Consider the following 21435-nt stretch of genomic DNA (forward strand, 5'->3'; position numbering starts at 1 on the left):
TACACACCAGCCAGGAGCGAAGAGTTCATGACCGAAGCTGCCGCACCCGTCGGTGAATTGACCGCGCTGGGTACGCCGCTGCGTCCGTTCCGCTTCGGAGCGGCCGGAGAGGGCAACAAGCAGGAGGGTGGCGCGCGCAAGTTCGTTCAGACGGCGCAGGAAGCCGAAGAGATGGGTTACGACACCTTCTTCGTTCCTGATCACCTGGGCGATCAGATCGGCCCGATCGCCGCGCTGGGCGCACTCACCCAAGCCACCTCCAAGATCCGCCTCGGCACTTCGGTGCTGGCGAACGGTTTACGCCATCCGGTCGTGGTCGCCAAGGAATTGGCCACCCTCGACGTCCTGTCCAAGGGGCGGCTCGAGGTCGGCGTCGGCGCGGGCTGGATCAAGGAAGAGTTCGACAACGCGGGCATCCCGTTCGAGCGTCCCGGCATCCGGCTGGAGAAGCTCGACGAGTCGCTGACCATCCTGGACACGCTGCTGCGCGGTCAGGAGTGCAATTTCGAGGGCAAGCACTACCAGGTGCGTGGCATCAAGGGCACTCCGCGCCCACGGCAGGGCCCGCGCCCGCCGTTGTGTACCGGTGGCGGCGGTCCGAAGATGCTGGCACTGGCGGCCAAGCACGCCGACATCGTCTCGGTCGTGCCGCAGACCACCAAGAACGGCAAGGGCCTGCTCTCGGGCATCACGCTCGAGAAGACGATCGAGAAGGTCAACATCGTCAAGGCCGCTGCCGGTGACCGGTTCGCCGACATCGAGCTGAACTGGGCCATCACCGCCATCGTCATCACCGACGACCGGGAGAAGACCGCCGAGATGGCGCTGCGCGCGATCGAACGCGGTCTGCATCCCGACCTCGAAGTCGACGTCGAACTGACCGTCGAGGAAATCCTGAGCTCGCCCTACATCGCGATCGGCACGTTCGAGGAAATCGCCGAACAGGTCAAGCGTGTGCGGCAACTCACTTCGATGTCGTATGTGGGCATCTTTCCCACCCAGATGGACGCGTTCGCGCCTGTCATTCCGCTGCTGCGGGAGGACTGAGCGGGGGCTCTCTGTAACATGACTCTGGTTTGAGAACATCTAGCCGATAGCGGTCACCGCGCAGACCGCTCGAAAATCCGCAGGCTGTCGACGCACGTTCGTGTGAGTTCGACGGCCGGTGGCGATATAGCGAGTCGAGGCCGCAGAGCTTGTCATCGCGTCCTCGCAAGGAGAAGAAGGAATGGAAGAGACTTTCGACGACTACCTGGACGCAACCGGGAATATCAACATTCCCGAGGGCCGGACCCTGGTCGATCACGTCGAGAAGCACACCCGTAACGATGCGAATACGCTCGCGTACCGCTACATCGACTATTCGCGGGAACGCGACGGCGAGGTGCACGAGCTGACCTGGCAGGAGTTCGGCACTCGGCTGCGCGCGGTGGCCGCTCGCCTGCAACAGGTGACCAACCCGGGCGACCGGGTCGCGATCCTCGCGCCGCAGGGCCTGGATTACGTGATCTCCTTCTTCGCCGCGATCTACGCCGGCACCATCTCGGTGCCGCTGTTCGATCCCGACGAGCCGGGTCACACCGACCGCCTGCACGCCGTCCTCGGTGACTGCGAGCCGTCGGCGATCCTCACCGCGACCTCTTCGGCCGCCGGTGTGCGCCAGTTCTTCCGCTCGCTGCCCGCCGCGCAGCGTCCGCGCATCATCGCCGTCGATGCCATCCCGGACACCCTCGGTGACTCCTGGGTGCGCCCCGACACCGCGATCGACGACATCGCCTACCTGCAGTACACCTCGGGTTCCACCCGGGTGCCCGCCGGTGTGGAGATCACCCACCGCGCGGTCGGCACCAACCTGCTGCAGATGATCAACTCGCTGAACATGAACGAGAACTCGCGTGGCGTCACCTGGCTCCCGCTGTTCCACGACATGGGCCTGCTCACGGTGATCCTGCCTGCGGTGGGCGGCAAGTTCATCACCATCATGTCGCCGAGTGCGTTCGTGCGTCGTCCCTCGCGCTGGATCAACGAACTGGCCGCCGTTTCCGACGGTGCGGGCACGTTCGCGGCCGCGCCGAACTTCGCCTTCGAGCACGCCGCCGCGCGCGGTGTGCCCAAGCCGGGCGAGTCGCTCGACCTGTCCAATGTGATCGGCCTGATCAACGGGTCCGAGCCGGTGACGGTCTCCTCGATGAAGAAGTTCAACGAGGCGTTCGCGCCGTACGGGCTGCCCAAGACCGCGATCAAGCCCTGCTACGGCATGGCGGAGGCGACGCTGTTCGTCTCGGCTACCCGCGCCGAGGACGAGGCCAAGTACGTCTACGTCGATCGCAACGAGCTCAACGCGGGCCGCATGGTGCGCGTGGACCAGTCCGACGAGACCGCCATCGCGCAGGTGTCGTGTGGTTACGTCGGGCTGTCGCAGTGGGCCGTGATCGTCGATCCGGAATCGGCGGACACCGCGCAGGGTCGCGAGCTGCCCGACGGGCAGGTCGGCGAGATCTGGCTGCACGGCAACAACATGGGCATCGGTTACTGGGGTCGCCCCGCCGAGTCCACCAAGGCGTTCCGCAACAAGGTCACCGAGCCGGTCGAAGGCGGGCACGCCGACGGCACCGGTCCCGATGCCGACTGGATGCGGACCGGCGACTTCGGCGTCTACTTCGAAGGTGAGCTCTATATCACCGGTCGCGTCAAAGACCTGGTGATCGTCGACGGGCGCAACCACTACCCGCAGGACCTGGAGTTCTCCGCGCAGGAGGCGTCCAAGTCGCTGCGTCCCGGTTTCGTCGCGGCCTTCGCGGTGCCTGCCAATCAGCTGCCCGCCGAGGTCTTCGCCGCCGACAGCCATTCCGGCCTGAAGTTCGACGTGGACGACGCGTCCGAGCAGCTGGTGGTCGTGGCCGAACGTGGTCCCGGCGCCGGTAAGGCCGACCCCGGCCCCATCGCCGACGCGGTGCGTGCCGCGGTGTCGCTGCGCCACGGCGTGACCGCTCGTGACATCCTGCTGGTGCCCGCGGGTTCCATTCCGCGTACCTCCAGCGGCAAGATCGCCCGGCGCGCCTGCAAGGCCGCCTACCTCGAGGGAACGCTGCGCGGTGGTTACACCCAGCAGGCTTTCCCCGATGCACCGGAAGAGTAATCGGCACGTCCGAAAAGGAGGTGACGCCCGGTGTGCCATGCAGGCCGGGCGTCATTCCACGGCGCGCCCTGTACGCAGACAGGTAGCTTGAGGAATTGATGGCTAACAACGAGGGCACGCCCACCCCGAACCCTGACGTCCCTGCCGAGACGAACGATCTCTCGGTGGCCGAGCTGCGTGAATGGCTGCGCCGCTGGGTCGCCGATGCGACCGGACAGTCTGTCGACGCGATCACCGTCGACCGGCCGATGGAGGAGTTCGGGCTCGCCTCGCGCGATGCCCTCGCCCTCGGTGGTGACATCGAGGACCTCACCGGTGTGGTGCTGACCCCGACGGTGGTCTACCAGCACCCGACGATCGCCTCGCTGGCCGAGGTCATCGTCAACGGTGAGCCGGAGCCCGAGCCCGAGGATTCCTCGGAGTACACCGCCGCGTTCGCGCCGTCGGAGGCGCACGATGTCGCGGTGGTCGGCCTGTCCACGCGTCTGCCGGGCGCGGGTACCACGCCCGAGTCGACCTGGGAGTTCATCATCGGGCGCGGTGACGCGATCCGTGAGCTGCCCGAAGGTCGCTGGTCGGAGTTCCTGACCGATTCGTCCGTGGCCAAGACCATCGACCAGGCCAACACCCTCGGCGGCTACCTGGACCAGGACGTCATCAAGGGTTTCGACGCCGAATTCTTCGCGATGTCGCCGATCGAGGTCGAGCAGGTCGACCCGCAGCAGCGGCTGATGATGGAGCTCACCTGGGAGGCGCTCGAGCACGCGCGCATTCCGGCGAGTGACCTCAAGGGCGGGCAGGTCGGCGTGTTCGTCGGCTCGTCCACCAACGATTTCCAGATGATCGCCTCGCTCGGCCTCGGCGACACCGATCCCGACGCGCCTGCCTCGTCCCGCGGATACGCGCTGCTCGGCGGTTCGACCGGCATCATCGCCAACCGCGTCTCCTACTTCTACGACTTCCGTGGCCCGTCGGTCACCGTCGACACCGCCTGCTCGTCGACCATCGTCGCCGTGCACCAGGCGGTGCGCGCGCTGCGTACCGGCGAGGCCGACGTGGCGCTCGCCGGCGGCGTGAACATGATCCTGGCCCCGGTCATCACCCTCGGGTTCGACCAGAACGGCGCCGTCGCCAAGGACGGCCACATCAAGGCGTTCTCCTCCGATGCCGACGGCATGGTTCGCTCCGAGGGCGCGGGCATGATCGTGCTCAAGCGCCTGGCCGACGCCGAGCGCGACGGCGACAACATCATGGGCGTCATCAAGGGTTCCGCGGTGAACTCCGACGGCCGTTCCAACGGCCTGTTCGCGCCCAACCCCGACGCACAGGCCGACGTGTTGCGCGCCGCCTACCGCGACGCGGGCATCGTTCCCAACACCGTCGATTACATCGAGGCGCACGGCACCGGCACTCCGATCGGCGACCCGATCGAAGCCGAGGCGCTGGCCCGCGTGATCGGCCGTGGCCGCGACGCCGACAAGCCCGCCCTGCTCGGTTCGGCCAAGACCAACTTCGGTCATCTCGAATCCGGCGCGGGCGCGGCGAGCCTCGCGAAGGTGCTGATGTCGTTCCAGCACAACGTGATTCCGCCGAGCATCAACTACGCGGGCCCGAGCCCGTACATCCCGTTCGAGCAGGCCAACCTCAAGGTCGTCGACGAGGCCACCGAGTACCCGCGCTACAGCGGCGTCGCGACCGTCGGTATCTCCGGCTTCGGTTTCGGTGGCACCAATGCGCACGTGGTGCTGCAGGAGTACGTGCCCACGGCCCCGGTCGTCGAGAACGTGACCGCTGAGCAGGTCGCCGCTGTCGAGGTCGAGGGCGAGGAGACCACCGGTGTGGTCGCCGAGGCCATCGCGATCACCGAGGCCGCTGTCGAGCCGGTGCAGCCGGTCGTCGAATGGGACGGCGAGCGCGACGAGCCGTTGCCCGTGGTCCTTGCCGTCTCGGCCTACCTGCCCTCGCGTCGCAAGCGCGCCGCCACCGAGCTGGCCGACTGGCTCGAAGGTGCGGGCAAGGATGTGCCGCTGGCCGACGTCGCCCGCGCGCTGGCCAAGCGCAGTCACCAGCGTTCGCGCGGTGTGGTGGTGGCCAAGACCCGCGAAGAGGCCGTCGCAGGCCTGCGCGCCATCGCCGAGGGCAAGCCGGGCGCCGGGGTGTTCACCGCCGATTCGCCCGCGTCCAACGGGCCGATCTGGGTGTTCTCCGGTTTCGGCTCTCAGCACCGCAAGATGGCCAAGCAGCTCTACGGCGAGAACTCGATCTTCCGCAAGACGGTCGACGAGGTCGACGAGCTGGTGCAGGACGAGGCCGGTTACTCGATCCGCGAGATGTTCCTCGACGACGAGCAGGACTACGACGTCGGCACCTGCCAGGTCGGCATCTTCACCATCCAGCTCGGCCTCGCCGCGTTGTTGCGTGCCCACGGCGCGGAACCGGCCGCGGTGGTCGGTCACTCGATGGGTGAGGTGGCCGGCTCCTACATCGCCGGTGGCCTGTCGATCGAAGACGCGGTGCGCGTGATCTGCGCCCGTTCGCGCCTGATGGGCGAGGGCGAGCAGATGCTCACCGACGACGAAGTGCGCAATATGGCGCTGGTCGAACTCAGCGCCCACGATGTGGCGTTGCTGCTGCCGAAGTACCCCGACGTGGAGTGCGCGGTGTACGCCGCGCCGACCAACACCGTCATCGGCGGGCCCCGTGAGCAGGTGGAGCAGATCGTCGCCGAGGTCGAGGCGATGGGCAAGTTCGCCCGCATCCTGCCGACCCGCGGCGCGGGTCACACCTCCCAGATGGACCCGCTGCTCGGCGAGCTCGCCGCCGAACTGGCAGGCATCGAGCCGACCTCGCTGAAGACCGGCCTGTACTCCACCGTGCACGAGGGCCTGTACTTCAAGCCCGGTTCCGAGCCGCTCCACGACGAGCCCTACTGGGTGAAGAACCTGCGCCACAGCGTGTGGTTCACCAACGCGGTCAAGGCCGCCGTCGACTCCGGGCACACCACGTTCCTCGAGCTGGCGCCCAATTCCGTTGCGCTGATGCAGGTGCTGGGCACCACCTTCGCGGCGGGCGTGCACGACGCGCAGCTCATCCCGACGCTCAAGCGCAAGGAAGACGAGTCCGCCGGTGTGATCGGCGCGCTCGCACAGCTCTACGTCCACGGCCACGCCGTGAACCTGAGTTCGCTGCTGCCCGAAGGTGATTACGCCGACGTGCCGCGAACCGCGTTCGTGCGCAAGCCGTACTGGCCCAAGGTCTCGATGTCCTCGGGCGGCGGCAACACCCGGGTGCCCGGTGCGCACGTCGCCATGCCGGACGGCCGTCACGCCTGGGAGATCCAGGCCTCCTCGGTGAGCGACCTGGCCGCGCTGGTGCAAGCCGCTGCCGCACAGGTACTTTCCGATGTGGCGGTCTCGGTTTCGCATCCGCACGCCGCGCTGCCCACCGCCGGCACGCTGACCACCACCTTGACTCCGCACCTCGGTGGCGCGTCGGTCCAGGTGCACGCCAAGTCCGCGGCCGGGTTCACCCTGCTGTTCGACGCGGTCGTCACCTCCGGCGCCGCTCTCCCCGAACCCGTTGCCGCCGTGGCGGTTCCGGCCGAGGAAGCCGCACCGACCGCCGCCGAGATCGCCATCGCCACCGGCGACCGCTGGAGCGCCGACAGCGGCGAGACCATCGAGCAGCGGCTGTGCGTGATCGTCGCCGAATCCATGGGCTACGCCGTCGAGGACCTCCCGATGGAGATCCCGCTGATGGAACTCGGCCTCGATTCGCTGATGGCGATGCGCATCAAGAACCGCGTCGAATACGAATTCGACATCCCGCAGCTGCAGATCTCGGCCGTGCGCGACGCCAGCCTCATCGAGGTGTCGAAGGTGCTGCGCTACGCGATCGAGCATCGCGACGAGGTCGCGGCGATGGCGGAGAAGCAGGCTGCCGCCAAGGCCGCCGGTGAAGATGTCGAGCTGGGTGTCGACGCCAACTTCGTCGAGGCTGCGCGGGCCGCGATCGCCGCGGGTGAGGATCCGTTGGCGGTGGCGAAGAAGGTCGGTGCCTCGGAAGCCGCTGTTGCCGAACCGGTTTCGGATGCCGACGCCAGTTCGCCTGCCACTGTCGCCGAACCGGTTTCGGAACAGGCGCCCGCCGAGTCGGCTGTCGCCGACATCGACTACTTCGCCGATGCGAGCGCCGACGAGGACAACGTTCCGCCACGTGACGCGGCCGAGCGCCTGACCTACGCCACGTGGGCAGTCGTGACCGGCACTTCGCCGGGCGGCATCTTCAACACCCTCCCGATCTTGGAAGAGGAGCTCGCCGAGAAGATGGCGGCGCGCCTGACCGAGCGGGTGGGCGCCGAAGTGACCCTCGATGATGTGCTGGACTGCGAGACCATCGAGCAGCTCGCCGATATCGTCCGCAACCTGCAGGACAGTGGCGCCGACGTGGAGGGCTTCATCCGTCCGCTGCGTGTCCGTCCCGAGGGTTCCGACACCGTCCCGCTGTTCGTCTTCCACCCGGCCGGTGGCAACACCCTGGTCTACGAGCCGCTGATGAAGCGACTGCCCGCCGACACTCCGGTCTACGGCTTCGAGCGGGTCGAGGGTTCCATCGAAGACCGTGCGCGCGAGTACCTTCCGGAGCTCCGCAAGATCCAGGGCAACGGTCCCTACGTGCTCTACGGCTGGTCGTTGGGTGCCGTGCTGGCGTTGCAGGTGGGTCACCTGTTGCGCGAGGAAGGCGCCGACGTGCGCTACGTCGGCCTGATCGACCTGGCCATGACGGTCGAGGGCGAGGACAACAGCCCCGAGGAACGCGTGCGTCGCCTCGAGCGGTACCAGGCCTTCGCCAAGAAGACCTACAACGTTCCCACCACCCTCGACCGGGACCAGATCGAGGAGCTGGCGGCGGTCTCCGATGCTGAGCAGTTCTCGATGATCAGTGACCTGATCAAGCTCTCCGGTGCGAAGATCCCCGGCGGTGTGCTCGAACACCAACGCACCTCGTGGCTGGAGAACCGCGCACTGCTGGCGGTGGCGCCCCGGCAGTACGACGGTGACGTGGTGCTCTACCTGGCCGATCGCTACCACGATGGCGCGATCGAGCTCGAGCCTCGCTTCGCTGATCGCCGGCCGAACGGCGGCTGGGACGAGTTCATTCCGAACCTGGAGATCGTCCACATTCCGGGCGACCACCTACAGATTGTCGACGAACCGCGGATCGGCCAGATCGGTGCCGACCTCGCCGCCAAGCTGGCCGCGATTTCCGCAAAGGGAGAGTAAGTAAGTGAGCACGACCGCCGAAAAGCTTGCCGATCTGCACGAGCGGCTCGAGCTCGCCAAAGAGCCCGCGGGCGCGAAGGGCATCGCGAAGCGGGCGCACAAGGGCATTCCCAGTGCCCGCGACCGGATCAACCAGCTGCTCGATCCCGGCACCTTCGTCGAGATCGGCGCGCTGGTGCGCAAGCCCGGTGACGCGACCGCTCTCTACGGTGACGGTGTCGTCGTCGGCCACGGCAAGGTCGAGGGCCGCCCGGTGGCGGTGTTCTCCCATGATCAGACCGTCTACGGCGGTTCGGTCGGTGAGGCGTTCGGTCGCAAGCTGTGTGGCTTGATGCAGTACGCCTCCAAGGTCGGCATTCCGCTGGTCGGCATCAACGATTCCGGTGGCGCGCGCGTGCAGGAAGCGATCAGCTCGCTGGCCTGGTACGCCTGGATGGCGACCAACCTCGAGCCGCTGTCGGGCATGGTTCCGCTGGTCTCGGTGATCCTCGGCAACTGTGCCGGTGGCGCGGTGTACGAGCCGATCTGCACCGATGTGGTGGTCGCGACCGAGTCCGCGCACATGTTCGTCACCGGCCCGAAGATCATCAAAGAGGTCACCGGCGAGGACGTGAGCCTCGAGGAGCTCGGCGGTGCGCGCACGCAGGCCCAGTACGGCAACATCCACCACGTCGCCAAGGACGAGGAGGCGGCCTTCACCTGGGTGCGCGAGTACCTGGGCTATATGCCGAGCAGCTGCCAGGAACTGCCGCCGGTGGTGAACCCCGGTCTCGAGCCGGAGATCACCGACTCCGACCGCGAGCTGAACACGTTCATGCCCGACTCCGACAACGCGGGCTACGACATGTACGACATCCTGCTGCGCATCTTCGACGACGGTGAGTTCAAGGAGATCAGCGCCGACACCGGCCAGAACATCATCACCGGTTACGCCCGCATCGACGGCCGCACCGTCGGTGTCGTCGCCAACCAGCCGATGTCGGCGGCAGGCGCGCTCGACGCCCGCGCCTCCGACAAGGCCTCGCACTTCGTGCGCCTGTGCGACGCCTTCGAGATCCCGCTGGTCTTCGTCGTCGACACCCCCGGCTTCCTCCCCGGTGTGGAACAGGAAAAGGTCGGCGTCATCAAGCGCGGCGGCCGCTTCCTGTTCTCCTACGTCGAGGCCTCGGTCCCCAAGATCACCCTGGTGGTCCGTAAGTCCTACGGCGGCGGCTACGCGGTGATGGGCTCCAAGCAGCTCGGCGCCGACATCAACCTCGCCTGGCCGACGGCCCGGATCGCGGTCATGGGTGCCGAGGGCGCCGTCAGCCTCCTCGGCGCCGCCCAGATCGCCGCCGCCCCCGAAGACCAGCGCGCCGCCATCCGCCAGAACCTGATCGATTTCTACAACGCCAACGTCGCCACCCCATGGGTGGCCGCCGAACGCGGCTTCATCGACGCCATCATCGAACCGGCCGCCACCCGCCTGGAACTGCGCCGAGCCCTGAAACTGCTCCAGGACAAGAAGATCCAGCGCAACCCGCGCAAGCACCACGTGTTGCCGCTGTAGATCGAACCCGAACGGGCCGCCACGGAAACTCTCCGAGGCGGCCCGTTCGCGCAGTCTGGATCAAATTTTCCCGAGGTCGATCTCCACGGGAAAGGGAACCGAGACATCGACCGCTCCTGTGAACATGTCGCCGGTCCGGTATGACCCGGTCGCCGGGTCGAGAATGTAGGTATAGATCAGCGGGACACCGTTGGCCGCCTGCTCGATCCGCCAGTAGAAGGCGATGCCCGCCTTCGCGTATTGGTCCACCTTGACGATGCGGTCGGTGGTCTCCGAACCGGGCGAGACGACCTCGACGACCAACAGCTTGGACGCACTAGGACTCCCAACAACCATTCCGTCCACGATCTCGATGCCCGCACACTGCTCCTCGGACCAGGTGTCGTACTCCGCTGCCGTGATCTGCTCGTGCATCCACAAGGAATGACCCGTTACCGTCGGTAGTTCGGGTTCGCGTTGTACCCGGCGCCCGGGTGCGGTGCGTGCGGTTGGTTCTGGGCGTGTGGCGCGTAAGCGGGTGCGCCGTATCCCGGAGCTCCCTGCGGCCACTGGCCCTGGGCTTGCGGATACGGAGCCGGTGCGGCCTGCTGCCACTGGCCCTGCGCCTGTGGCTGCCCATGCGGGGCGGGCATCGGCGCACCGGCGGGCGGGAAACCCTGCGGCGCGGTAGCGGCCCGGCGAGCCCGGCGCGACCGGAGATTGCTCCGCAGCCAGAACGCGGAACCGATGCCCATCACGGCGCCGCCGCCGATCAGCATCCACCCGGTGCGCTTGTTCAGGGATTGTTGCTCGGCGGCGTCCCGCTCCACCGACGAGCCCTTGCTGGTCGTCACGCAGATCTGGCCCGCCGACATGGCCTTGCCGTTGCAGTCGGCACCGCTGTTGAGCGTGAAGATTCCGCCGAAAACGAGGAAGGCGCCGAACACCACGCCCAGCGCCGAGTAAAGAAGGTCTTTCACGTATTCCCCCAAGAACTTTGAACAGTCGAGACACCGTACCGCTTGCGCTGCAACACCTTCACGATCGCATCGGCGACGACTTGATAGTCAAAAAAACGGGCCGCCACCGATGAATTCGGTGACGGCCCGGCACACTGCGTCGAGAAATTAGGCGACAGAGGCGGATTCGATGATGACGTCGTCGACCGGGACGTCCTGGTGGGGGCCCGCGCTGCCGGTGGTGACGGCGGCGATCTTGTCGACTACCTCGAAGCCGTCGGTGACCTTGCCGAAGACGGCGTAGCCCCAGCCCTGGCCCTGGGGCGCGGAGTGGTTGAGGAAGGCGTTGTCGGAGATGTTGACGAAGAACTGCGCGGTGGCCGAGTGGGGGTCGTTGGTGCGGGCCATCGCGACGGTGTACTTGTCGTTCTTCAGGCCGTTGGTGGCCTCGTTCTGGATCGGCGCCTGAGTCGGCTTCTGCTTCAGGCCGGGCTCGAAGCCGCCGCCCTGCACCATGAAACCGGGGATGACGCGATGGAACACGGTGCCGGCGTAATGGCCCGAGTTCACGTAGTTCACGAAGTTGGCGACCGTGTTCGGCGCGGCCTGGTCGTCCAACTCGAGCACGATCGGTCCGTAATTGGTTTCGAGATTCACCTTGGTCATGGAGTCGAGTCTAGGGAAGTCCACTACTAAGGCGTGCGACCCCTCACAAGTACCGAGGGAGAGATAGCATGTCGAACCGTGCCAGACGCCGCTACAGCCGTTCTTACCAAGCCTCCTGCCGAACCGGTGGCCTCCGCGAAGGACTTCCGGATCGCGCGATGGATCGCGATGGTCGCCGGGATTCTCGGGGCCCTGTTCGCGGTGGCCACGCCGTTTCTGCCGGTCACCCAGACGACCGCGCAACTGAACTGGCCGCAGAACGGCACGCTCGCGAATGTGGCCGCACCGCTGATGTCGCAGGTGCCGATCGATCTGAATGTGTCGATCCCGTGTAGCGCCGTGGCGACGCTGCCCGAGCAGGGCGGCATGCTGCTGGCGACCGCGCCCCCGCAGGGCGATCGAGCGGCGCTGGAGGCGTTGTTCGTGCGCGTGTCCGATACCGCCGTCGATGTGGTGGATCGCAACGCGGTGGTCGCCTCGGCGGACCGGTCGGCGATGGACGGGTGCTCGGCGATCCTGATCAAGTCCGATCGCAACCGCACGAGTGCGGAGTTCGTGGGGCTGAGCAAGCCGGTCGAGCGGCCGATCGCTGGTCAGCCGGGCGCGGTGGAAACCGTGCAAGTGCCCGTGCAGGGGCAGCTCGCCGGTGACCTGCGGCCCCAGATCGTCGGCGTGTTCACCGATCTCGAAGGCGCGGTGCCGGAAGGTCTGTCGCTGACCTCGACGATCGACACCCGCTTCTCGTCGAGCCCCTCGCTGATCAAGCTGGTCGCGATCGTGGCGGCCGTGCTGTGCACCCTGCTCGCGCTCGGCGCGCTGGGCCGTCTCGACGGCAGTGACGGGCGTGGGCACCGCCGCTTCCTGCCGCGCAACTGGCTGAAGCCGACCTGGGCCGACGGTGCGGTGGTCGGCACACTGCTGGTCTGGCATTTCGTCGGCGCCAACACCTCCGACGACGGCTACATCCTGTCGATGGTGCGTGTGGCCCCCGACGCGGGCTATATGGCCAACTACTTCCGCTGGTACGGCGTCCCCGAGGCGCCGTTCGGCTGGTACTACTACGTCATCCAGGTGTTCGGCGAGATCTCCACGGCCAGCCCGTGGGTGCGCGTGCCCGCCCTGATCTGCGCGATCCTGTGCTGGATGGTGATCAGCCGCGAGGTGGTGCCCCGCCTCGGCAACGCCGTGAAGCGCTCTCAGGTGGCGCTGTGGACCGGTGGGCTGGTGTTCCTGGCGTTCTGGCTGCCGTTCGACAACGGCCTGCGCTCGGAGCCGATCGTCGCCCTCGGCGCACTGCTCACCTGGGTTTCCATCGAACGCGCCATCGCCACCGGCCGCCTGCTGCCCGCGGGTATCGCGGTGCTGATCGCGGCGTTCACCCTCGCCGCCGCGCCCACCGGCCTGATGTGTATCGCCGCGCTGCTGGCCGGTATCCGGCCGCTGGTGCGGATCATCGTGCGCCGTCATCGCGAGTTCGGCACGCTCGCGCTGCTGGCTCCGATCGCGTCGGCGGGCGTGCTCGTGCTCACGGTCGTCTACGGCGACCAGACCTTCGCGGGTATTCAGGAAGCCAACCGGGTGCGTCAGGCCACCGGCCCGAACCTGGCCTGGTACGAGGACTACCTGCGCTACTACTACATGTTCGTCGAGACCGTGGACGGCTCGCTGGCGCGCCGTTTCGCCTTCCTGGTGATGCTGCTGTGCCTGTTCACGACGCTGCTGGTGCTGCTGCGCCGCCGTCAGGTGCCGGGGATCGCGTCGGGTCCGACCTGGCGTTTGATGGGAATCGTCTTCGGCACGATCTTCTTCATGATGTTCAATCCCACCAAGTGGACCCACCACTTCGGCGCCTACGCGGGCATCGCGGGTGGGCTCGCGGCGGTAACGGCGGTGGCGGTATCACAGAGCGCGCTGCGGTCACGAAAGAATCGGGCGATCTTCCTGGCCGGATTGCTGTTCGTGCTCGCGCTGTCGTTCTCGGGCATCAACGGCTACTGGTACGTGTCCAGCTACGGCGTGCCGTGGTTCGACAGGACCATCTCGGTGAGTGGCATCAACTCCAACACCGTGATGCTGATCCTGTTCGGCGTGGCCTTGGCGCTGGTCGGCTGGTACGCGCTGCGCGAGGATTACGTGAAGCCGGTGCCCTCGGCGAAGACCGAGCGCGGCAGAAGGATTCGCAAGTTCGCCGCCATCCCGCTGACCATCGTGGTCGGACTGATGGTGCTGTTCGAAGTGCTCTCGCTGGTCAAGGGCGCGACGCAGCAGTACCCCGGCTACTCGCTCGGCCGCTCCAACATCGACGCGCTGAGCAACAACTCGTGTGGCCTGGCCAACGACGTGCTGGTCGAACCCGACCCGAACGGCGGCAGGCTCGACCCGATCGTCGACCCGGCCCGTCCGTTCACCGACCCCAACGATCCGCTCGCGGGCACCGGCTCGGTCGGGTTCACCCCCAACGGCGTGCCGGGCGACCTGTCGGCCGACGCGGTCGAGGTGAAGCCGGGCACCGGTAACACCAGCAACCAGTCGGTCGGCGCGGCCTTCGCCGAAGGCGAGAGCGCGGGCACCGGCGGCGGCGAGGGCGCGCGCGGCATCAACGGTTCGACCGTGGCGCTGCCGTTCGGCCTCGACCCGGCCCAGACCCCGATTCTGGGCTCCTACCAGGAGGGCATGCAGCAGCCGGCCCACCTGGAATCGGCCTGGTACGGTCTGCCCGCCCGCTCGGACGACTCGCCGCTGGTCGTGATCAGCGCGGCCGGTCGCATCGCCTCCAAGGACGACTCGGGCTCCGACAAGTACGGCCAGGCGCTGTTCGTCGAATACGGCACCCGCAACCCCGACGGCAGTGTCACCACGCTCGGCGCCTACCAGCCGCGCGATATCGGCCCTGCCCCGTCGTGGCGCAACCTGCGTGTGCCGCTGGCCGACCTCCCCGCCGAGGTGAACGCGGTTCGCGTGATGGTCAACGACCCGATCCTGATCGGCGATCAGTGGCTGGCGTTCACCCCGCCTCGGGTGCCGAAGCTGCAGACTCTGGACACGTTCATCGGCCGTGACCAGCCGGTACTGCTGGACTGGGCCGTCGGCCTGCAGTTCCCGTGCCAGCGTCCGTTCGCGCACAAGAACGGCGTGGCCGAGGTGGCGAACTACCGGATCCTGCCGGACCGTCCGCTGGCGATCTCGTCGACCGACACCTGGCAGGCGCAGGAGTTCGGTGGTCCGCTCGGCATGACGCAGATGTTGGCGAGCCGGGTCACCATCCCGACCTACCTGAAGGACGACTGGGCCCGCGACTGGGGCTCGCTGGAACGCTACGACCAGTACGCGCAGGCCACCCCTGCCGAGCTGGAGACCGGCACCGCGCCGCGGAACGGCCTGTGGAGCCCGGGCCCCCTGCGGGTCTTCTAGCCATGCAGGTCTGGTAGTTCTCGGCCGCCTCGATCTGGACTGACCGAAGGGTGCGACGAAGGAGTACCCGTAGGGAGGGAAGATCGAGGCCCACAGGGCCGAGAATTCGCGGCGCCAGCCGCCAAAGATAAAGGCGCGGATCACAGGATGTGGTCCGCGCCTTTGTGGTCGTATGAGGGACAGGAGTCAGACGTTGAGCATGCGACGGTTCAGGTCGCGGCGTAATACCTCTTGTGAAGGCAGTCTTTCCAGTACCCGCATTACGGCCGGTCGTAGTTCTTGCTTCTCGTCGTTGCTGAGCAACTCGACGAGATCTCGTAGATCCATGTCATCGAAGGCTCCTGTCATACCCACCAGGGTACGTGCTCAAACGTGCAGGCACAGGACCTTTACCCTGGCATTTACAGGTGTTTCATCAAACTGAAACCCTAACGGGCGCTGAAGGTTTCATGAGAGACCCGCGCCAGTGCCTGGTCACTGCCCTTACGCTGCCAGTGTCTCTACGTACTCCTACTGTGCCCGAATTGCCGGTTCTTTGGCTCGTCCTGTCTGATCGATCACAGTCACGCCGATCTTCGCGGGCGGTGCGGGCTGGTACGGCGTGAACCGCTCCAGCGAGCCCCAGTCACGGCCCAGATCGTGGTCGAGATAGGTGGGCACAGTCTCGGCCTTCAACAGCAGATTTGTCCACCCGAGCGGGCCGCCACCGATGTCGTCCTGCCAGGCGTTGGACGCGTCCGAACCGACCCTATCGGGCATGATCCGCCACTGTGGGGCTTCCGCGACGCCGTCGTGGTGCTCGAACGGGCGCTGGCAGGGGAACGCGAGGCCGACGTGCCAGTCGAGCAGCACCGGGTCCGTCCGGCCGACCACCGAGTCGAGGGTGGCCAGTTTCGGCAGGCGCGGCGGTGTGACCGCGAGCCACTGCTTGCCGGTGATGTCGTTGTCGGCCGCGACCAGGCGCACCGCGTTCACGCCGTCGGGCAGCTGATCGATCGGCACGCGCAGGTTGCGCCACGACGGGGCGGGCCCGATATCCATCGGCGCGACCGAGCCGGTGACCTCGACGGAACCGTCGGCGGCGCGGGTGCCGTATTCCAGGCGCAGATCCTGGCCGTAGTGCACCACGCCGTCGGTATCGACGTAGCGGATCCGCCCGGCCGCGGTGACCACGAGGGCCTGATAGGCGGGATCGTCGCGCACGCTGTCGTCGAGGTCGACGCGGTACCACTGCGAGGTCAGCTTCGCCTGCTGCTGCACGCCGTCCTGGAAGGAGCCGAGGACCGGGGTGCGGGCGGGGTCCAGGCCGAACGGCAGGGCGACGGTGCTGCCGTTGATGCCGGGTTCGGCGCTGGTGCCGCCGCCGGTGCCCGCGCCGGTGGTCTCGGTGGTCTTGTTGGCGGAATCGGTGTCGACCGAGTTGGCGCCGCCGGCCACGGTTTCGTCGGCATCGGCGGTGAGATCGTCGGCGACGCCGTCCGGGGTGAACCCGGTGGATTCGGCGCTCAGCCCGTCGGCGGGGGCGCCGGTGTAGGGGGCGAGCAGTGAATCGGCGGTATTCGTCTCCACCAGAACGTCATTGGCGAGGCCGCACGTATTGCCTTGCAGCGAATTGATATTCGACTTCGCGATGGAGTAGGCGGGGTACTGGGTGATGGCGCCCTTGGCCATCGACGCCACCTCGAACAGCACGAGCAAGGCCGCGGCGATGGTCAGCGGCATGGTCGCGAAACGATCGAAACGCCCGGTATCCGACGGGGTTCGGTAGGGGTCGCGCAGGTGGAAATACAGCGCGACGAGAAGGGCGAGAATACTGAGTCCGAGGAACAGGGTCGAAACGCCCTTGCCCGCCACCATCGGCGCCTTGTCCCAGAACGGCACGCCGTAGCTGGACACGTACCACCAACCGTTGGAGCCGGTGAAGGTCATCGCGAGCAGGAACAGAACAGCCGCCGCGAACAGCGATCGATTGCGTGGGGCGCGAATTCCGTTGGTGCCCACAGCTACCGCTGCCAACGCCGCCAGCGAACCCGCGAGGCCCGCGTAGACGCCGAAGTGGTGGGTCCACTTGGTCGGCGTCCACATCATCAACAGGAGTGCGGCGAAGACGATGCCGAGGATGCGCACCGAGGGGCCGCGCGAGGTGCCGGGGATGCGGCCCTTGCGCAGGACCTGCAGGATGCAGACGAGCAGGCACAGCAGCATCACCAGGACGCCGAAACGGCGGGCCAGCGAGCCGTCGGGGGAGAGCATGAACAGCGAGTCCCAGCGGGTGCGCTCGTCGAACCAGGCGACGTTCGGGCCGACGAGGGTGCGGACTCGGGTGGCTTCCATGACGGTGGCCATCGTCTGGTCGGCGAAGACGATGATGAGTACCAGCGTGCCCGCCGCGACGCCGGGGGCCAGGAGCGCGGCATAACGGAAGATCTTGGCGCCGAGTGAGAGTCGCTCGGGCTTGCGGTCGGCGGGCGCGGCACTCTGGTCGGCGGCGTCGACCGCACTGTCGGCGGCGATTCGGCGTGGTCGCAGGCCTTGTGCGCGCTTGATGATGATCTGCATGACCGGGCGGGTGCCCGCGAGCAGCGCGGCGATGCAGATCAGGCCGGTCGGGCCTGCCGCCAGCGAGAACGCGGCGACGAGGATGGCCAGAGCGGCGGGCAGCAGTCGCGCGGTGGCGATGGCGCGTTCGATGAGGCACCAGGTGAGCAGGGCGCCCGCCGCGATCAGTGGTTCGGGGCGAAGGCCGTTGTCGTAGGGGAGCCAGAAGGCGAGGAACACCAGGCCCGCCGTCCACAGCGCCACCTTGTCGCGGCGCACGCGAGCACCGAGGCGGGGCAGCACTTCTCGGCTGATCACCGCCCAGCAGACCAGTCCGGCGGCGAGGGCGGGCAGGCGCATCCACGGGCTGGCGTCGGAGACCTTCGTCATCCAGGCGAGCAGTTCGTAGGACCAACCGAACGGGGCCTCCGGCACGCCGAACCAGCGGTAGTAGTTCGCCATGTAGCCCGACGGGCCCGACGCACGCGCCATGTTGAGGATGTAGCCGTCGTCGGAGGTGTTGGCGCCGATCACATGCCAGCCGAGCAGCGTCACGACCACCACCACGTCGGTGGGGGTGATCCGCCACCAGTGCCGGGGCAGGAAGCGGCGGGCGCGGCGGCCGTCGGCGGTGTCGAGCAGGTGCAGGGAGATCAGGGCGAGGAGAGTGAAGACTCCGGCGCCGATAATCGCCACCAGTTTCAGCGTCGTCGGCGTGGAGGTGAAGCGGGAGTCGATATCGGCGTGCAGCCGGGCGCCTGCGATGGCGGCCGAGTCGAGGTCGGTGTAGACGCCCACGATCTGCGGGCGCTTGTCGACGGTGACGGTGTTGCGGAACGGGGTGCCGTCCTTGCGCGTCACGCCCTGGAACTCGACGGTGGTGGCCGCGATGGTGGATTGGATCGAGATCTGGTCGCAAGCGGCGATCTCTTCGAGCGGCGCCGACAGCATCGGCACGTCGCGTGCCTGCACGGTGAGTACGCCGTCGCGGGAGGTGACGCTCAGGCCCCTGGCGGTCTGGCCGGAGTCGACCGGGATCGTGGTCAGCAGCGTGGTTGTCAGCGGGGTGACGTAGTCGCCCTGCGGCCCGCGCACATCGTTGTCGGGCAGCCCACTCAGCATCGTGCACGGAAGTTGCGCATCGAGCCGCTGCGGCACATACGACACCAGCGGTGCCTCGACGCTGGTCGCGCCCGCCTGCGGCCAGTCCAGGCTCGCGCGGTCCTGGCGCACCGGCAACAGCGGTGTGAGCAGGGCAAGCACGAACCCGAGCAGCCCACAGACAAGGGCGATCAGGCGGTATCGGGTGAACGCTCGTTCAGATCGGTCCGGTCGCACGGGGACTGATGCTAGCCATCGAACCTGTGCGCGGGTCGGCGCCGCTCCTATTGAGCGCGGGCGCGACAGCGTCAGTCAGCTGCGCACGGTCTAACCGGTGCGGCGGTCGGCCCAGTCGAGCTGGGTTCGGGCCCAGTCGGGGATCTCGGTGTCGGGGCGGGGGAAGGCGGCGAATTCGGCGCGCAGGTCGTCGGCCGAGACCTCCGGCATCCAGTCCGCGACGGCAACGGTGGAATAGTTGGTCTTGTATCGCGTGGGCCCCGCGATGAAGATCTCGGCGCTGAGCCAGGCCCCGGTCTCGGGGTCGTAGGACATGCGCTTGTGATCGGTGAGGTATTCGAGCACCTCGGTGGGCGGCATCAGGTTGGTGACCGTTCCGTTGCGCTCTTTGATCTGCACCCCGGCGACGGTCTGCTCGCCGACCTGCAGCGACCACAGCAGTGCGAATTTCTGGCCGGGTGCGAGCATGGCGATGGTGGCGTCGATGACGACCCGTTCGATCGCGGCGAGTGAGTCGAGCTGCTCGCGCGGTTCGGGTTCACGGCCGAGACGTTGCGTCCGTGTCAACAAAAGATCGATCCGCTCCGGTCGGTTGAGCGTCATAGCTATACCTCTGCATCCGTACCGATCAGCGCTACCAAAACCTGATTTCGGTCGGCCGAACTTCCAACATTTCGCAGCGTACTCGCCCCGCGACACCGACCGCGCGGTTTGTTGACACTGACCGGACATATTGTGGTCTATCGAGCTCCCGCACACCAGTGGCTATCGGGTGTCGATGGACACAGGGTCGGCGCCGTCACACCGCGGGGATCGGCTCACGCCGCCGATGCGCGTAGCGCGAACCAGCCCTCTCGCGGGTCGGCGAAGCCGTGATAGACCAGGGGAATGCGCTGGTCGATCGCGAAATACCGGTAGACGGCCTCCATCGCCTGGCGGACCGAATGCGCCTGGAAATCGTCGATGCGGCGCACGCCGATGCGCCGTTCGGGCAGCATCGCCAGCCGGGTGAGCTCGGCCGGATCGTCCACATCGAGCCCCCACGGCGCGGGTTCTTCGATGAGATGGTCGTGCAGAACCTCCCGCGCGACCGGCGGATCGTGGCGCGGGCCGGCGAACGCGACCTGCTGCGCGCGTGCGAGCCCGCGAGTGTCCAGAGGGGTGCGCACGGCCTGGATCAGGTCGATCAGTTCGGTGTCGGGGGTGGGTTGGAGTATTCGCCCGGCGACCGGGGCCTGTTCGAGTAGGTGCATCATCTGCCCGCCGAGAACCAGCGGTTCGGGCACCAGGAAAACGCTGATGCTCGGGCAGGAGCAGTTCAGGCCGGTGAGGCACACCCTCGTGTGCAACGGATCGGACATACGTCCTCCTCCGGTAGCGGGTCGCCGGGACCCGTGACGTGCAGGATCTGATTCCTACGCCAGCCGCCGAGGGGTTGTGCGCTCCGTCGGCGACGACCGTGCCGCACCCGTCAGTGTAGTGCCGGAGGGCGGGATGAACACCTGGTTCCGGCACGAATCGAACACGATCGGCACCGCTTCACGGTGCGACTGATTCGGTGTAGCGGCGGGCCAGGGTGCGCAGATGCGCGACCAGTTCCGGCGGGCCGTCGACGCGGAAATCCATCATCAACATGCTGAGGTAGATCGCGATCGTCTCCATCGCGTCGGCGCCGGTGAGCAGCACGCAACTGTGCTCGTCGATCGGCTCGACCACGCCGACCGCCGGGTTGATTCTGGCGATGACGGTCTCGGCGGGTTCGAGGACGGTGACGCGGGCGTGCACGCGCCAGCCGGTGGACGCGATGTGGCGCATGACGAAGGCGACGAGGTCGTCGTCCGGGAGTGCGCGCGGGGCGAACACGCGCGCGCCGGTCTCGGCGCGGGTGATCCCGGCAGCGGGAAGTGCCGTCCAGTCATGGGTGTTCATGCTGTAGGCGACGAGGTACCAGCGACGTTGCCAGTTGATCAGCCGGTAGGGCTCGAGCTCTGTTGTGCCGTCGAATGTTTCGACGGTGACGGCGGTGGTGCGGCGGACCGCGTCGGCCAGGGTGGTGAGGATGCCGGCGGCGACCGGTGCGTCCGGTTCGCGTGAGCCGGTGGTGGCCGGGCCGATCTCGGTGGCATCGCGCAGTGCGGAGACTTTGCGCTGCAGGCGTTTCGGGAGGATCTGTTCGATCTTGCGCAGCGCTCTGGTGAGCTGGTCGCCGATGTCGGAGACGGCGAGCGAGCCGTCGTGGGCTACGGCGATGGACAGCGCGACCGCGACGGCTTCCTCGTCATCGAGGAGCAGCGGCGGCATGGTCGCGCCTCGGCCGAGGCGATAGCCGCCGATCGCGCCCCGTTCCGCGTGCACGGGATAACCGAGTTCGCGCAGTCGCGAAATGTCGTTGCGCACGGTGCGTTCGGTGATGTCGAGGCGCTCGGCGAGTTCGCGGCCGGTGTAGCCGCGGTCTTGCAACAGGGCGAGTAGACGCAGGACGCGCGGGGTTGTCGCAGCCATTTTTCACCTCGTTGAAAATTAGGAAAGAAATGAGCCTAATAGGTTTCTAGGCTGGAGTCATCACCGAAACGA

At 67.3% G+C, this 21435-nt stretch carries 13 protein-coding genes; 5 read left to right on the forward strand and 8 right to left on the reverse strand.

Annotated elements, in window-relative coordinates; all coding sequences use genetic code 11:
- Positions 1–27: 27 nt before the first annotated feature.
- The 4 genes from IBJ82_RS08265 to IBJ82_RS08280 all read left to right on the forward strand — a co-directional run bounded on the left by IBJ82_RS08265 (position 28) and on the right by IBJ82_RS08280 (position 9970).
- Positions 28–1047 (forward strand): LLM class F420-dependent oxidoreductase, encoded by a 1020-nt coding sequence (locus IBJ82_RS08265; protein ID WP_056822285.1) that lies wholly within the window; start codon positions 28–30, stop codon positions 1045–1047.
- A gap of 181 nt (positions 1048–1228) precedes the next feature.
- The gene (gene fadD32 / locus IBJ82_RS08270; protein WP_194825395.1) at positions 1229–3139 is read left to right on the forward strand and encodes a long-chain-fatty-acid--AMP ligase FadD32; all 1911 of its coding nucleotides are present in this window, start codon (positions 1229–1231) and stop codon (positions 3137–3139) included.
- 98 nt (positions 3140–3237) lie between these two features.
- Positions 3238–8421 (forward strand): polyketide synthase Pks13, encoded by a 5184-nt coding sequence (pks13, locus tag IBJ82_RS08275; protein ID WP_194825396.1) that lies wholly within the window; start codon positions 3238–3240, stop codon positions 8419–8421.
- A 4-nt stretch (positions 8422–8425) separates the two neighbouring features.
- Entirely contained in the window at positions 8426–9970 is a 1545-nt protein-coding gene (locus IBJ82_RS08280) for an acyl-CoA carboxylase subunit beta (protein ID WP_194825397.1), read from the forward strand.
- Positions 9971–10030: 60 nt separating this feature from the next.
- On the opposite strand, the gene IBJ82_RS08285 is transcribed toward IBJ82_RS08280, so the two are convergent.
- The 3 genes from IBJ82_RS08285 to IBJ82_RS08295 form a co-directional block, all read right to left on the reverse strand.
- Entirely contained in the window at positions 10031–10384 is a 354-nt protein-coding gene (locus IBJ82_RS08285) for a Uma2 family endonuclease (RefSeq protein ID WP_194825398.1), read from the reverse strand.
- 17 nt (positions 10385–10401) lie between these two features.
- Entirely contained in the window at positions 10402–10929 is a 528-nt protein-coding gene (locus IBJ82_RS08290; protein ID WP_194825399.1) for a hypothetical protein, read from the reverse strand.
- A gap of 147 nt (positions 10930–11076) precedes the next feature.
- Positions 11077–11574: a peptidylprolyl isomerase gene (locus IBJ82_RS08295; protein ID WP_194825400.1), complete on the reverse strand. Its 498-nt coding sequence runs from the start codon at positions 11572–11574 to the stop codon at positions 11077–11079.
- A gap of 78 nt (positions 11575–11652) precedes the next feature.
- Between IBJ82_RS08295 and IBJ82_RS08300 the strand changes: the two genes are divergently transcribed.
- Positions 11653–14985 carry an arabinosyltransferase domain-containing protein gene (locus tag IBJ82_RS08300; protein ID WP_370585222.1) on the forward strand — a complete coding sequence of 1111 codons (3333 nt, stop codon included), beginning with the start codon at positions 11653–11655 and terminating at the stop codon, positions 14983–14985.
- A gap of 186 nt (positions 14986–15171) precedes the next feature.
- On the opposite strand, the gene IBJ82_RS08305 is transcribed toward IBJ82_RS08300, so the two are convergent.
- From IBJ82_RS08305 to IBJ82_RS08325, 5 genes are all read right to left on the reverse strand, one after another.
- Positions 15172–15312, reverse strand: a complete 141-nt coding sequence (locus tag IBJ82_RS08305) for a hypothetical protein (RefSeq protein WP_165610232.1) — start codon at positions 15310–15312, stop codon at positions 15172–15174.
- Between the two features lie 183 nt (positions 15313–15495).
- Entirely contained in the window at positions 15496–18816 is a 3321-nt protein-coding gene (locus IBJ82_RS08310) for an arabinosyltransferase domain-containing protein (protein ID WP_370585291.1), read from the reverse strand.
- A gap of 135 nt (positions 18817–18951) precedes the next feature.
- Positions 18952–19464: a hypothetical protein gene (locus IBJ82_RS08315; RefSeq protein ID WP_194825401.1), complete on the reverse strand. Its 513-nt coding sequence runs from the start codon at positions 19462–19464 to the stop codon at positions 18952–18954.
- A gap of 215 nt (positions 19465–19679) precedes the next feature.
- Complete coding sequence (locus IBJ82_RS08320; protein ID WP_194825402.1) at positions 19680–20222, reverse strand: hypothetical protein; 543 nt, start codon at positions 20220–20222, stop codon at positions 19680–19682.
- 178 nt (positions 20223–20400) lie between these two features.
- Positions 20401–21363, reverse strand: a complete 963-nt coding sequence (locus tag IBJ82_RS08325) for a YafY family protein (RefSeq protein WP_194825403.1) — start codon at positions 21361–21363, stop codon at positions 20401–20403.
- Between the last annotated feature and the right edge of the window lie 72 nt (positions 21364–21435).

The organism is Nocardia sp. XZ_19_231, from assembly GCF_015355705.1.
Classification (GTDB): Bacteria; Actinomycetota; Actinomycetes; order Mycobacteriales; family Mycobacteriaceae; genus Nocardia; species Nocardia salmonicida.